At 56.6% G+C, this 14,385-nt stretch carries 10 protein-coding genes; 7 read left to right on the top strand and 3 right to left on the bottom strand.

All coding sequences use genetic code 11. The features are described 5' to 3' along the window. The first annotated feature begins 26 nt into the window (after positions 1–26). The 5 genes from FY046_RS08350 (at position 27) to FY046_RS08330 (ending at position 6,817) form a co-directional block, all read left to right on the top strand. Positions 27–1,571 carry an ABC transporter substrate-binding protein gene (locus FY046_RS08350; protein ID WP_227535842.1) on the top strand — a complete coding sequence of 515 codons (1,545 nt, stop codon included), beginning with the start codon at positions 27–29 and terminating at the stop codon, positions 1,569–1,571. Between the two features lie 6 nt (positions 1,572–1,577). Beyond that, positions 1,578–2,567 carry an ABC transporter permease gene (locus FY046_RS08345; protein ID WP_446185953.1) on the top strand — a complete coding sequence of 330 codons (990 nt, stop codon included), beginning with the start codon at positions 1,578–1,580 and terminating at the stop codon, positions 2,565–2,567. Between the two features lie 70 nt (positions 2,568–2,637). After that, entirely contained in the window at positions 2,638–3,447 is an 810-nt protein-coding gene (locus FY046_RS08340; protein ID WP_133845664.1) for an ABC transporter permease, read from the top strand. A gap of 3 nt (positions 3,448–3,450) precedes the next feature. Next, entirely contained in the window at positions 3,451–5,043 is a 1,593-nt protein-coding gene (locus FY046_RS08335; protein ID WP_446185952.1) for an ABC transporter ATP-binding protein, read from the top strand. Positions 5,044–5,161: 118 nt separating this feature from the next. Beyond that, entirely contained in the window at positions 5,162–6,817 is a 1,656-nt protein-coding gene (locus FY046_RS08330; protein ID WP_446185951.1) for a methyl-accepting chemotaxis protein, read from the top strand. Positions 6,818–7,026: 209 nt separating this feature from the next. Here the strand turns inward: FY046_RS08330 and FY046_RS08325 are convergent, their stop codons facing one another. The 3 genes from FY046_RS08325 to FY046_RS08315 all read right to left on the bottom strand — a co-directional run bounded on the left by FY046_RS08325 (position 7,027) and on the right by FY046_RS08315 (position 9,153). Beyond that, positions 7,027–7,446, bottom strand: coding sequence for an RcnB family protein (locus FY046_RS08325; RefSeq protein ID WP_133845661.1), 420 nt, complete (start codon positions 7,444–7,446; stop codon positions 7,027–7,029). A 164-nt stretch (positions 7,447–7,610) separates the two neighbouring features. Beyond that, on the bottom strand, positions 7,611–8,753 hold the full coding sequence (locus FY046_RS08320; protein ID WP_133845660.1) for an iron-containing alcohol dehydrogenase: 1,143 nt from the start codon (positions 8,751–8,753) through the stop codon (positions 7,611–7,613). 19 nt (positions 8,754–8,772) lie between these two features. Beyond that, a complete protein-coding gene (locus FY046_RS08315; RefSeq protein WP_133845659.1) occupies positions 8,773–9,153 on the bottom strand; it encodes a hypothetical protein in 381 nt (126 codons plus the stop codon). Between the two features lie 517 nt (positions 9,154–9,670). Between FY046_RS08315 and pqqU the strand changes: the two genes are divergently transcribed. Next, positions 9,671–11,776 carry a TonB-dependent receptor PqqU gene (gene pqqU / locus FY046_RS08310; RefSeq protein ID WP_446186062.1) on the top strand — a complete coding sequence of 702 codons (2,106 nt, stop codon included), beginning with the start codon at positions 9,671–9,673 and terminating at the stop codon, positions 11,774–11,776. Between the two features lie 156 nt (positions 11,777–11,932). Beyond that, entirely contained in the window at positions 11,933–14,314 is a 2,382-nt protein-coding gene (locus FY046_RS08305; protein ID WP_167864118.1) for a glucose/quinate/shikimate family membrane-bound PQQ-dependent dehydrogenase, read from the top strand. The last annotated feature ends 71 nt before the right edge of the window (positions 14,315–14,385 follow it).

Genomic DNA, 14,385 nt, shown 5'->3' with positions numbered 1-14,385 from the left:
ATAAGAAACCAGGAAAAAACAACATCATGAATCGTCGCGACTTTATTAAAACTACCGGTGCGCTCTCCGTTGCGGCGGCCTGTTCCGGTCTGCCATTACAATCGCTGTGGGCGGCTGAAGCCGCACCGGCCACCCCCAAAAAAGGGGGGCATCTGATTGTCGGTATGGATAACGCTTCCAGCACTGACCGCATCGATCCGGCATTCTGGTTTGAATCCTATATGTATTTTGTCGGTTCACAGCTGTTTAACTGCCTGGCCGAAGTGGATGAGCAGGGCAAAATCACCCCTTCACTGGCGGAAAGCTGGGAAACCCACGATGGCAGCAAAACCTGGGTGTTGAATATCCGTAAAGGGGTCCAGTTCCACGATGGCCGCACGCTGACGGCGAAAGACGTGGTCTATTCACTGAATCATCACCGTGATGAGAAATCGAGCTCATCGGTCAAAGGCTATCTGGAGCCGGTCGTCTCGTTGGAGGCTACCTCACCTGACCAGGTGACCATCAAGCTGAAAGAACCCAATGTGGAGTTTATTGCGCTGCTGAGCGATGTCCATTTTGCCATCACCGCAGAAAACGAGAACTTTGATAAAGGCATCGGGACGGGCGCGTTCATCCTGGAAAGCTTTAAGCCTGGCGTGCGTACGCTGGTGAAGCGTAATCCAAACCACTGGAACCCGGCGCGCGGTCACGTTGACTCCGTTGAAACACTGGCAATGAATGACTCCACGGCACGAGTGGCGGCCCTTGCCAGCGGTTCTGCGCACATCATCAACCGTGTGAATCCGCGCATTGTTGATCGCCTGAAAAACATGCCGACTATTCAGCTGCTGCGCTCACGCGACAGCCAGATTTTCACTTTCCCGGGCCTGGCGACTGCCGCTCCCTTTAACACCCTGGATGGCCGCCTGGCGCTGAAATACGCCATCGACCGCGAACAGATCATTAAAACCGTGCTGGGTGGCTACGGTACTGTTGCGAACGATAACCCGATTTTCCCGTCCAGCCCGTACTTTGCTAAAGACATTCCGCAGCGTCCGTATGACCCGGAAAAGGCGAAATATCACTGGCAGAAAAGTGGCTTCAGCGGTCCGCTGGTGTTGTCGGTGGCTGAAGCTGGCTTCCCGGGTGCGGTCGATGCTGGCCAGCTGTATCAGAACTCGGCTGAACGTGCTGGCATTCCGCTGAAAGTGGAACGCGTGCCGGACGATGCCTTCTGGGATAACGTCTGGATGAAGAAACCTTTTGTTTCGTCCAACTGGTCGCTGCGTCCGACGGCCGATGCGCTGCTGTCGCTGGTGTTCACCAGCAATGCCCCGTGGAACGAGTCGCAATGGAAAGAGCCCGCGTTTGACCAGTTAGTCACTGCTGCACGTGGTGAGCAAGATGAGCAGAAGCGCCGTCAGATCTATCATGACATTCAGGTGATGCTGGTGGAGAAGGGCAGTGAAATTATCCCTCTGTACGCCGATGCGCTTGATGCATCCAGTACCAAAGTGAAGGGCTTTGTTGCTATCCCTGGTTTTACCATGAGCGGTAACCGTGCCGCTGAAAAAGTGTGGTTTGCATAACAGCGAATGAGTCATTTTAGTGAACGTCGGGGGAAGGGTCACTTTCCCCTGTTAAAACTGACGGCCCTGCGTTTGCTGGCCGGTGTGGTGATGCTGCTGGTGGTATCGATACTGATTTTTGCTGGCATCCAGTTGCTGCCGGGCAGTGCCGCCACGGCGATCCTCGGTCAAACGGCCACGCCACAGGCGGTGGCCGCACTCAATCAACAGCTGGGGCTGGATCAGCCTGCGCTGGGCCGCTATCTGGTCTGGTTGGGCGGCGTGCTGCACGGCGATTTTGGTCACAGCTTTACCAGCCGTGAAGCGATCGCCCCGGTGCTGCTTGATCGTCTGGCCAATACCCTGTCACTGGCCTTTTTCACCGCCATTGTCGCGGTGCCGCTGGCACTGACGATTGGCTTTATCTCCGCGCGCTACCAGGGAAGTTGGATCGATCGGCTGCTGAATCTGTTTACTCGCGCTGCCGTTTCGCTGCCGGAATTTTTCTCCGGCTATCTGCTGATCCTGATCTTCTCTATCACCCTGTTCTGGTTGCCGAGTAACAGCAGTATTGCTGACGATATGCCGCTGGGCGATCGCCTGCTGGCCATTGCTCTGCCGTGTATGACACTGATCTTCGCCATTCTCGGGCATATGAGCAATATGACGCGTGCTGCGCTGGTCAGTGCGCAGAATGCCGCGTATGTCGATACCGCCCTGATGAAAGGGTTATCGCCCTCCGCCATTCTGTTCCGTCATGTGTTACCGAACGCCTGGGGGCCCATCATTAACGTGATTGTGCTGAACCTGGCCTGGCTGATGGTCGGTGTGGTCATTGTTGAAAACGTCTTCGTTTACCCTGGTCTCGGTCAGTACATGGTGGACAGTATCAGTAAGCGTGATATCCCGGTTATCCAGGACTGTGCACTACTGCTGGCGGGTATTTATATCCTGCTGAATCTGCTGGCCGATGTTGTCGCCCTGCTGGCCAACCCGCGCCTGCGCCACAGTCGCTAACGAATAGTCATGCTATACACCCTGACAGCACTGATTGAGGCTGGCAGGGTTTTACAAGGAACTGATGTGGATGTTTAGGCTGAAACTTGCTGTGTTGCCCGGTGCCATCGGGCTGGTGTTGTTTGTACTGGTGGCACTTCTGGCTCCGTGGCTGGCACCGTATGCGCCCGGCGACGTGGTGGGCAGCGCCTGGAGTGGCGTGACGCCGGAAAACTGGCTGGGCACCGATAACCTCGGGCGCGATCTTCTCTCTCGTCTGATCTGGGGTACCCGTACTTCACTGAGCGTCAGCGCGGTGGCTACGCTGCTGGCCTTTGCCATCGGCACCTTCCTCGGTTTTATTGCGGGCTATTACCGTGGCTGGGTCGATCAAGTGATCTCGCGCGTTAATGATATTTTGATGGCGATCCCAACGCTGATTTTAGCCCTGGTTGTGCTGGCGATGCTGCCAAAAACCATTCCGGTGATCGTGGCGGTGCTGGGCATCCTCGAATCAACCCGTGTGCTGCGCGTATCACGTTCGCTGGCGCTGGATATCGCGGCACAGGAATTTATTGAAGTCGCACGTTTGCGCGGCGAACGGCTGGGCTGGGTATTGTGGCGTGAGATCCTGCCCAATGCCTTTACCACGCTGATTGCGGAATTTGCCCTGCGCTTTATCTTCATTCTTTTATTCCTGTCGGCACTCTCTTTCCTGGGCTTAGGGATCCAGCCGCCAACTGCCGACTGGGGTGGCCTGGCGCGTGATAATAAAGATGGCATCCTGTTTGGCGTCTGGGCGGCACTGATCCCCGGCGCGGCAATTGCCCTGCTGGCACTGGCATTAAACAGTGTTGCTGACTGGCTGTTAAGCCAGCATAGCCGTAGCTGGCAGGAGTAGAAGATGAGTGAACAACCGCTGTTAAGCGTGAATAAACTGCGGGTGACCGCGGGAGATGCCGTCCTGGTTGACGATATCTCCTTTACCCTGCGCAAAGGAGAAGTGCTGGGATTAATTGGTGAATCAGGTGCCGGGAAATCGACCATCGGCCAGGCCGTTTTGGGGCATTTTCGCCACGGAATGACCCTGAGCGGTGGGCACATCCACTTTGCCGGGCAGGAACTGACCGCTCTATCGGAACGCCAGTGGCGCAAAGTCCGCGGGGTGAAGATTGCCTACGTGGCGCAGTCGGCCAGCGCCGCCTTCAACCCGGCGAAGAAAATCGGTGAACAGGTGATTGAAAGCACGCTTAGTCACCGGGTGATGAACCGACAGGCCGCCATTCGCCGCGCGATTGAGATCTTCGCCCAGCTACAGCTGCCGCAGCCGGAGGTGTTTTTCCACCGTTACCCGCATCAGGTGTCCGGTGGGCAGCTTCAGCGGGCGATGATTGCGATGGCGATCTGCGCCGGGCCGGAACTGATTGTGTTTGATGAGCCGACCACGGCGCTGGACGTGACCACTCAGCTGGAAGTGCTCAAGGCGATTCAGCAGGTTATTCGTCAGACCGGCGTGGCGGCACTGTATATCAGCCACGATCTGGCGGTGGTTGCCCAGCTCAGCCAGCGCATTATGGTCCTGCGCCACGGCCGTGAAGTGGAAAGCGGTGACACGCTATCGCTGCTGACGCAGCCCGCTCAGGACTACACCCGTGATCTGTTGCACAGTCACGGTGAACCGCATCAGCCGCGCAGCGCGACATTGCCGCTGTTGAGTCTGCGCGATGTCAGCATTGGCTATCATGGCGACCCGGTACTGCATGCGGTATCGCTCACGGTAGGGCGGGGACGCACGCTGGCGCTGATCGGCGAGTCTGGCGCGGGTAAATCAACCCTCGGCCGGGCAGTATGTGGCCTGGTGGCACCCTCAGAAGGGGATATCACCTTTAACGGTCAGCGGCTGCCTCCACAGCTGCGCCAGCGCTCGCGTCAGCAGATGCAAACCATCCAGATGATTCATCAGCATCCCGATACGGCGCTTAACCCCCGTCTGACGATTGGTCTGCAAATTGAACGTGCCATGGTCTGTCTGACGTCGCTGACGGCACAGCAGCGCCAGGCCCGGGTGGGGGAACTGCTGGAGAAAGTCGGCCTGTCGCCACTGCTGGCCGCGCGCTACCCCCATTCGCTGTCCGGCGGGCAGAAACAGCGTGTTTGCATCGCACGGGCGCTGGCGGTAGAGCCGGAGCTGATTGTCTGTGATGAACCCACCTCGGCGCTTGATCCGCTGGTGGGACGTGAGGTACTGGCGCTGTTGAAAAAACTGCAACAGGAAACCGGCGTTTCACTGCTGTTTATCACCCACGACCTGCATGTGGTCAGAGCCGTAGCCGACGAAGTCATGGTGTTACGTTATGGCAGCGTGGTGCGTCAGGGACGTCTGGAGCAGGTATTCACCGCACCGCTGGATGATTATACCGCGCAGTTGCTGCGGGCAGTGCCGGAAATGCGCCCCGGCTGGCTGGAGGAAGTCAGCGTGCCTGTAACCCAAATGTAAAAATAAAATGTAAACCAACGGTAAATGAATAAAGTTACGCCGCTGGTTTACCGATAACCCTGTGCTGATGGACGACAAAGATCGTCCAATTTATCTGTAAACACACCGGGGATATCGCATGACCATAACTAAACGGCTGTTCTTGATTTTCACCTTACTGGCGCTGTCGTTGATCGCGCTGTCGGCATATTCCCTTTCAGCGATAAGCGGCTTCCAGTCCCGTTTTGAATTTGTACAGGTTAATGCCATTCCCAGTATTAAAGACCTGGATAAAACCATTAGCGCGGCCAGTGAATTGAGCCTGGCGCTGTATGAGCACCAAAGTGAGAACGACGACAGCAAGCAGCCTGCCATCGAAGCTAAAATTGACCAGATTGTCGGCCAACTGAAAACGCTGACCGACTACTACATGGCCAATGACATCTCCAGCGATCGCGACCGCACGATGACCCAGGAAGCGTTGGGGACGATTACCGCGATCCAGGGATCGTTACCGGCGTTTTACAGTGTTTCACGTGCCCACGATGATGCGAAATCTCTGCCGTTATTGCAGGGCGAAAACGGTGTGGGTGCCGTGGTACGTAAACTGTCTGAAGGCCTGAAAGCACAGATTCAGCTCAACATTGATATCGGTAACGATCTGCGCCGCGAAAACGCCGAGATTTACAGCAAGGTCTTCTGGGGCATGCTGATTTTTGCCACTGCAGCGATCATTGTGCTGGGCCTGCTGGCGGTGAAAACCATCTTCAGCGTGCGTAACAGCCTGAACGGTCTTCAGAACCTGATGGTGTCGGTCAGCGAGACGCTGGATCTCAGCCAGCAGGCGGATGCGACGCGTAGCGATGAGATTGGTAAAACCGCTGCGGCCTTTAACAGCCTGATGGCGCGTGTTTCCGGCGTGCTGGGCTCGGTGACCTCTTCCGCTCAGTCTGTCAGCTCCGCATCAACCCAGATTGCTGCGGGTAACGAAGATCTTTCTGCACGTACCGAAGAACAGGCTGCCTCTCTGGAGCAGACCTCCGCCAGCATCAGTACCCTGAACGATACGGTCAAACAGAGCGCCGAAAATGCCCGTCAGGCCAGCTCTCTTGCCAGCACCGCTAACGATCTGTCAGTCCACAGTGGGAATGCCGTTGCTGCGATGGTCGGCACGATGGATAAAATCAAAATCAGCTCCAGTAAAATTTCTGACATCACCGGGCTGATTGAAGGCATTGCCTTCCAGACCAACATCCTGGCACTGAATGCGGCGGTAGAAGCGGCACGTGCGGGTGAGCAGGGGCGTGGTTTTGCCGTGGTCGCGAGCGAAGTACGTAACCTGGCACAGCGTTCATCGACCGCTGCCCGCGAGATTAAAGATCTGATTGTCACCTCCGCGCAGCTGGTGGAGAGCGGCGCAGTGCAGGCGGCCGACGTCGGTGAGAACATGGCTAAGGTGCAGGGGTCAATTCGTCAGGTGGCGGATATTGTCGGTGAAATGGCTGCGGCGACCTCTGAGCAGAGCCAGGGCATCGAGCAGGTTCACCTGGCGATTGGTCAGATGGATAGCGTGACCCAGCAGAACGCCGCGCTGGTTGAAGAAGCGTCGGCGGCATCGCAGTCGTTGCAGGAGCAGGCATCGACCCTGAGCCAGCTGGTATCGGCATTCAGGTTGCAGGCCGATCGCCGTGTTCCGGTCGAAACTCATCAGAAGAAAGTACCGGCCATTGCGCCCGCCGCGCGTTTAGCGAAACCTGCGGCGGCAGCTGTGGATGATAACTGGAGTTCTTTCTAAGCGTTGATGGAAAGGGTCGGGCATGCCCGACCCCTACCGGGAGGCGGTATTTGTAGGATCGGGGATACCCGCCCCCTGGCGGGAGGGGGTATTTGTAGGATCGGGGATACCCGACCCCTGGCGGGAGGCGGTATTTGTAGGATCGGGTATACCCGTCCCCTGGCGGGAGCCGGTATTTGTAGGGGCGAGGCACGCCTCGCCCGCTGTTATTACTGGTGTGCAATCACCGAGGCAATTACGCCGGTCGCCACCGCAATCAAGACATAATTGCCGTCAACGTTCATCCAGCGATGACCGGATGGCGGCGATTTCAATCCGCGTTTTTTCCAGTCACTGACCTGATACCCTTTCCCCCGATACTGCTGCGGCAGGGCGTGGCCCCGGCGGAAGTCAGGCTTCTGCTGATGCTCTGCCTGCTGGTGACTACGCTGTTGATGCTGCGATGTATGCTGGGGCCGTGCGTCATGACCTTGTTGCGGGCTTTTCTGCTGTTGTTGATGCTGTGGCTGCTGTGGATGTTTGACCGGCTGCTGCTGGTCTGGGCCATTACCGGGACCCTGAGCAAAGGCACTCAGACTGCTGCTGGCACAAATCATGACCGAGAGGGCAATCGTGGCGATCTTTTTCATCTTATTATTCCTTGCGATTGAATCAATGTTCAGACAGAAGGAATGTGGCGTCTGGCGGGCGGTTGAACAAGGGTAAAAGTCTGAAGTCGCCGGGTTTAACGAAATCTTTAAACTTCCTTAACGCAATGCCGGGCACCTCTCCACAGTGTGCCCGGCATCCGTGCTTAATCTGCGCCCGGGTAGGCCTGCTCCAGCAGCCAGCGCTGTTGTTCCACGCTGTAGGTCACCAGGCTGTTTTTGCTGTTAGAACGGGCCAGAACCCAGTCGATCTCTTGTTTGTTCAGGGCGGGAGGAGATTGCCAGAACGGGTGAATCGCGTTATCGGTCAGCCAACTGGCCAGCCGTCTTGCCGTTGCCCCTTCTCCCAGCGGGAACAGGGCCGCACCCAGCTGCTGCATCAGGGCGATCTGCTGCGGATGTTCGCTCTCATTCAGCAGATGCAGGAACGGCAGCAGCAGGCGACCGCACACTTCCCCATGATGGAAATCCCTGATAGCACCCAGCTCTCCGGCGATACCGTGGATCACGCCCAGCCCGGCCATGCTCAGGCTCTGCCCACCGAGCCATGACGCCATCATCATCTGTTCACGTGCCTCGTTACCGGCTTCATCCTCCTGATTGAGTGCCGCCCAGCCGCGCATAAAGGCCCGCATCCCACTGATGGCGGTCTGTTGGGTAAAGGCATTGCCGTTCTGGGAGAGATAAGCTTCAAACAGGTGCGTAAAGGCATCGATACCGCAGCAGGCCAGCACATGATCTGACGCACCGCGCAGCAGGTCTGGGTCGAGGATCGCTATTTGCGGCACAAAGTTAGCGTGGCGTAATGACGCTTTGACGTTGAGCTTATTTTTGTCGGTGATCACGGCATTTTGCGTCACTTCGCTGCCCGTTCCCGCCGTAGTGGGGATCGCAATCAGCGGAAGTGTGGCACCACTCACGGCGGTATCGCCGACTTTTTCCAGATAGCGCAGGGTATTAAGCGGATGCTGGCTGAGTGCGGCAACCGCTTTGGCAGCATCCAGCACGCTGCCGCCGCCAATAGCGACCACGCGTTTAGCCTTATCACGCCAGCGTGCCACCCAGGCATCGATCTCATCAGGGGAAGCTTCATGACTGACGATTTCCACGCCGCACAGCAGGGGCTCCAGCTGGGGTTGAAGCTGTTGCCAGGCGCTGCCGTTAAGAAACGAACGGCCACAGAACAGCAGCGTGGGCAATAGCGGATCGTTCAGCAGCGGGACCAGTTGTTGCAGGCTACCGCGGCCAAAAAAAGTGTGTCGGTTAGTAATCAATTGACGCGTGGACATCGGCAGAAGTTCTCGCAGGTTAAGGGCAGGTAAAGGTGATCGCCTGGTCTTTCGGGGCGTTAATAATCGCGAAACGATGATCGGAAATACGCTGTGCCAGCCAGCCATCCGGCGTGGTGGCTGAGGGAATATAGAGCTGGCGATCGTTGGACTGTAGTGGCCCGCTGTCGAGCCTGAGGTCTGGCAACTCAACGGAGAATGAGCTGAAGCGGTCAATAATCATCGCCTGGGTGGCCCCCTGCGGTTGCCCGGTCAAGGTTTGTATCTCCCCGGGACACGACTGACCTTTATAGTCTGAGGAGCACGCAGCAAGCAGAAAGACCAGCGAAGGCAACAGTATACGGATGGCACGCTGCGGTGAAGGGAGAGAGGGCAACAGCCAGTGTCCTGAATTCGGCATAGTACATCCTGTTAGTGGCGGTTCCACATTGGGTGTGATGCGACTGATTATAGCCCGGCCCGATAATAACGTCATTGTAGAGTCATGCTTCTCTGGATAGTTAGTGTTCACTATCGCTGTGTAGCATAAGATTCAATAACCCTCTATTTTGTAACGTTAAAATGAATCAATTCAGCCAAAACGTTAACAATAGTTCGCAAGCAAATTAATGAGTGCTACAATCGCCACCGTTTTGTGACATGCATCACATAAGTGCTGGCAGGGACGCGTAACTGCCGCACAGAAAAAGACGTCAGCGCGTAACAGGGAAGCGTTCTTTGTCGATGAACTGAGCAAACCTGACCAGGGGTTATATACTTTTGACGAGGTTGCCTGGTGAAGACAAAGCCGTGTACGTCAGGGAACGTCGGGCGCTTACCGGGCTGGGCCGGGTAAGACTTTTAGCATTATTTTTACTTATCGAATAATTCCAGTGAATAATAAAACCTCTGCTTACTTTCTGACGCCTCTGTTTCTGATGACGCCTGCTGCTGTCAGCTATGCACAAACTTCTACCGATGCCGCCCCTGTTCAGGGACAGGAATCGTCCCTGATGGTGATTAAACAGCGCACGGGCCTGTCCGAACTGGATACCCCGGCAGCGGTCAGCGTGGTGGACGGCGACGAGCTGCGCCGTGCCAGCGCTCAGGTGAACCTTTCCGAAAACCTTGGCGGCGTGCCGGGGCTGCAAATTCAGAATCGCCAGAACTATGCTCAGGATCTGCAACTGTCCGTGCGCGGCTTCGGCAGCCGTTCCATGTACGGTGTGCGCGGCGTGCGGCTGTATGTTGATGGCATTCCCGCCACCATGCCGGATGGGCAGGGGCAGACGTCGAACATTGATATTAACTCGGTGGGCAAGGTGGAAGTGCTGCGTGGGCCTTATTCTGCGCTGTACGGCAATGCGTCCGGCGGCGTGGTGAATATTGACAGCGAAACGGGCAGCCAGCCCACCACGCTGGAAGCGGGCACTTACTTCGGCAGCTACGGCTCATGGCGTAACAGCGTCAAAGCCAGCGGCGCCACCGGTGATGGCACCCAGGCGGGGGACGTGAATTACACGATTTCCGGTTCGCGCTTTACCACCCACGGCTTCCGCGACCACAGCGGTACGCAGAAAAGCCTCGGTAACGGTAAGCTCGGCGTGCGTCTTGATGATGTCAGTACCCTGACGCTGATGTTTAACAGCGTCTCCGTGGATGCTAACGATCCCGGTGGTCTGACGGAAGAAGAATATAAAGCCAATCCGCGCCAGTCGCCGCGTGGCGATAACTTTAATACCCGTAAGAGCCTCGACCAGACTCAGGTCGGCCTGCGTTATCAGCGTGAGATGAGTGAAAATGACCAACTGACGCTGACCACCTGGCACGGTGAGCGCCACACTACGCAATATCAGTCGATCCCTTATGGTACTCAGCAGCTCGCTACCTATCCGGGCGGCGTCATTGTGCTGGAGCGTAAATATCAGGGAGTGGATACCCGCTGGAAGCACGACGGTCAGCTCGGCTCTGTACCGGTGACGCTGATTGGCGGCCTCGACTATGAAACCATGACCGAACGCCGTCAGGGCTTCCAGAACTACAATACGGTCAACGGGGTTAACCAGTTCGGTGAAAAGGGCGAGCAGCGCCGTAACGAAAAAAACACCATGTGGAACCTCGATCCCTATCTGCAAACCAGCTGGCAGCTGACGCCAAAGTGGACGCTGGATGCCGGGTTGCGCTACAGCACGGTGAACTTTGATTCCACCGACTACTATATAACCAGTGTTAACGGTGATGACAGCGGCAGCGCGCGCTATCACAAGCTGCTGCCGATGGGCTCGGTGAACTATGCGGTGACCGATGCATGGAATCTTTATGCTTCTGCCGGGCGTGGTTTTGAAACCCCGACGATTAATGAGCTTTCTTACCGTTCGACTTCCGGTACGCAGACCGGTCTGAACCTGGGGCTGAAACCCGCGACCAGCGATACGTTCGAGCTGGGCAGTAAAACCCGTATTGGTTATGGCCTGCTGACCGCCGCCGTGTTCCAGACCAATACCGATAACGAGCTGGTGGTCGACAGCAGCTCCGGTGGGCGTGCCGTGTATAAAAATGCCGGAGAGACGCGCCGTCGTGGCCTGGAGCTGGGCTTTGACCAGCAGTTCGCGATGGACTGGCACCTGAAGCTGGCGTGGACATTGCTGGATGCCACGTACCGCAATGAAACCTGTAATGCGAAGAATGTCTGTACGCCTGCGGGCAACCGCCTGCCGGGTATTGCACGCAATATGGGCTACGCATCACTGGCGTATGCACCGGAAAGCGGCTGGCATGCCGGTGCCGATATTCGTTATATGAGTGACATTCAGGCCAATGATGCGAACGATGCCCAGGCACCGTCCTACGCAGTAACCAGCCTGAACAGTGGCTACCGTTTCAACTGGAGCCAGTGGTCGCTGGACCTGTTTGGCCGCGTCGATAACCTGTTCGACCGTGAGTACGTCGGCTCCGTTATCGTGAATGAAGGTAATAACCGCTACTACGAACCCGCACCGGGGCGTAACTGGGGCGGCGGTGCCACCGTGACGTATCAGTTCTGAGTATTTCGCCGAAGACAATATGGCAATGAATCCAGTAATGGCCTGCTGAAGCGCCTGCAGTGGCGGGTCAATGACACCGTATGGATAGGAAGTATAAAACTAAAAGATTGGGCTCTCGCTTAATCGATGACTTTAAATTTTGGTAAGGTTCAAACTATGCAAAGTAAAGCATCAAGAATACTGATCCTGTTAACAGCGATTTTCGCCACTCTGAGTGGTCTGTATCTGTTAATTGGCGGTATCTGGTTGGCTAAACTGGGTGGCTCGCTCTACTACATCATCGCTGGTGTGGTTCTGCTGATCACAGCTTTTATGCTGTATCGCCGCCGTGGCGCAGCGCTGCTGTTCTACGCACTCTTTCTGCTGGCGACCACTATCTGGTCACTGTGGGAAGTGGGTTCCGACTTCTGGGCGCTGACACCGCGTCTGGACGTCACCTTCTTCCTCGGCCTGTGGATGGTGCTGCCGTTCATCTGGCGTGGCCTGGGTTCAACGGGTGCATTCCCTCGCGTGGCACTTTCAGCCGTGCTGGTGTTTGTGGTCGCGGTGCTGGCTTACTCGGTGTTTAACGACCCGCAGGAAATCAACGGCACGCTGAGCCAGGATCAGGCCGCGGCGGCCCCGGCTGACGACGGTATTCCGGCAGGTGACTGGCCGGCTTATGGCCGTACGCAGGGCGGTACGCGTTACTCCCCGCTGAAGCAGGTTAACGACACTAACGTTGATAAGCTGCAGGAAGCCTGGACCTTCCAGACCGGCGACCTGAAAACACCTAACGATCCGGGTGAGATCACCAACGAAGTCACGCCAATCAAAATCGGCGATGCTTTGTATCTGTGTACTGCGCACCAGCAGCTGTTTGCTCTGGATGCGGCGACGGGTAAGCAGAAGTGGAAGTTTGATCCGAAGATGAAGACGGACCCGACGTTCCAGCATGTGACCTGTCGTGGTGTGTCTTACTACCAGACGCCAGAAGCCGCAGCGACCCCAGCCGGAACTCAGCCTGCGCTGTGCTCACGCCGCGTGTTACTGCCGGTCAATGACGGTAGTCTGTATGCGCTGGACGCTGAAACCGGCGCTCTGTGCCCGGAATTCGGCGACAACGGTAAGCTGAACCTGCAGAGCAATCTGCCTTACAATAAAGTGGGTTCTTACGAACCAACGTCACCGCCTATCATCACCAGCACCACTATTGTGATGGCCGGTGCGGTCACCGATAACTACTCAACCAAAGAGCCGTCCGGTGTGATCCGTGGTTTCGATGTCAACACAGGTAAACTGCTGTGGGCCTTCGATACCGGCGCGAAAGATCCGAACGTGATTGCGGAAGGCGAGCAGCACTACACGCCGAACTCTCCGAACTCATGGGCTCCGGCGTCTTACGATGCCAAACTGGACCTGGTTTACCTGCCAATTGGTGTTTCGACCCCTGATATCTGGGGCGGTCACCGTACCCCGGAAATGGAGCGCTTTGCCACGGGTATGCTGGCACTGAATGCCACCACCGGTAAACTGGCCTGGTTCTATCAGACGGTTCACCACGATCTGTGGGATATGGACGTTCCGGCACAGCCAACGCTGGCTGATATCAACGACAAAGACGGTAACAAGGTTCCGGTCATCTACATTCCGACCAAAACCGGTGACATCTTTGTGCTGAACCGTACCAACGGTAAGCCTGTTGTTCCGGCACCGGAAATGAAGGTTCCGGGTGGCGCAGCCAAGGGCGATCACGTTTCCCCTACGCAGCCTTACTCTGAGCTGAGCTTCCGCCCGAAAGCGCAGCTGACCGGGAAAGATATGTGGGGTGCCACTATCTACGATCAGCTGATTTGTCGTGTGATGTTCCACCAGTTACGTTATGAAGGTCCGTTCACTCCGCCATCTGAGCAGGGGACTCTGGTGTTCCCGGGTAACCTCGGTATGTTCGAGTGGGGCGGTATTGCCGTGGATACCGATCGTCAGGTTGCGGTCACGAATCCAATGGCGCTGCCGTTTGTTTCCCGTCTGATCCCTCGTGGTCCGGGTAACCCGATTGAGCCGGATGAGAATGATAAGGGCGGTACCGGTACTGAGTCCGGTGTTCAGCCACAGTACGGCTTGCCGTACGGCGTGACGCTGAATCCGTTCCTGTCTCCGCTGGGCTTCCCGTGCAAACAGCCTTCATGGGGCTACATCTCTGCGGTTGACCTGAAAACCAATGATATCGTGTGGAAAAAACGTATCGGCACCGTGCGCGACAGCTCACCGGTTCCGCTGCCGTTTAAAATGGGTATGCCAATGCTGGGCGGACCGGTGACCACTGCCGGTAACGTGTTCTTCATTGCTGCCACCGCCGATAACTACCTGCGTGCATTCAACGTCTCTAACGGCAAACAGCTGTGGGAAGCGCGTCTGCCAGCGGGTGGCCAGGCGACACCAATGACCTATGAAGTGAACGGTAAGCAGTATGTGCTGATCGTTGCGGGTGGCCACGGTTCGTTCGGCACCAAGCTGGGTGATTACGTGAAAGCTTACGCGCTGCCTGACAGCAAATAAAGGCGGTTAACCTCGGGCGAGGCATGCTTCGCCCCTACGAATGATGCAAAGCAAGATCGCTCTTCGTAGGG

The organism is Erwinia sp. 1181_3, from assembly GCF_052824965.1.
This window is presented reverse-complemented; position numbering and strand designations above follow the sequence as displayed.

Excerpts from the sequence above, each read along its gene's own strand:
- FY046_RS08350 (WP_227535842.1), top strand. The coding sequence starts at position 27 with ATGAATCGTCGCGACTTTATTAAAACTACCGGTGCGCTCTCCGTTGCG.
- FY046_RS08340 (WP_133845664.1), top strand. The coding sequence starts at position 2,638 with ATGTTTAGGCTGAAACTTGCTGTGTTGCCCGGTGCCATCGGGCTGGTG.
- FY046_RS08335 (WP_446185952.1), top strand. The coding sequence starts at position 3,451 with ATGAGTGAACAACCGCTGTTAAGCGTGAATAAACTGCGGGTGACCGCG.
- pqqU (WP_446186062.1), top strand. The coding sequence starts at position 9,671 with ATGACGCCTGCTGCTGTCAGCTATGCACAAACTTCTACCGATGCCGCC.
- FY046_RS08330 (WP_446185951.1), top strand. The coding sequence starts at position 5,162 with ATGACCATAACTAAACGGCTGTTCTTGATTTTCACCTTACTGGCGCTG.
- FY046_RS08345 (WP_446185953.1), top strand. The coding sequence starts at position 1,578 with ATGAGTCATTTTAGTGAACGTCGGGGGAAGGGTCACTTTCCCCTGTTA.
- FY046_RS08305 (WP_167864118.1), top strand. The coding sequence starts at position 11,933 with ATGCAAAGTAAAGCATCAAGAATACTGATCCTGTTAACAGCGATTTTC.
- FY046_RS08320 (WP_133845660.1), bottom strand. The coding sequence starts at position 8,753 with ATGTCCACGCGTCAATTGATTACTAACCGACACACTTTTTTTGGCCGC.
- FY046_RS08325 (WP_133845661.1), bottom strand. The coding sequence starts at position 7,446 with ATGAAAAAGATCGCCACGATTGCCCTCTCGGTCATGATTTGTGCCAGC.
- FY046_RS08315 (WP_133845659.1), bottom strand. The coding sequence starts at position 9,153 with ATGCCGAATTCAGGACACTGGCTGTTGCCCTCTCTCCCTTCACCGCAG.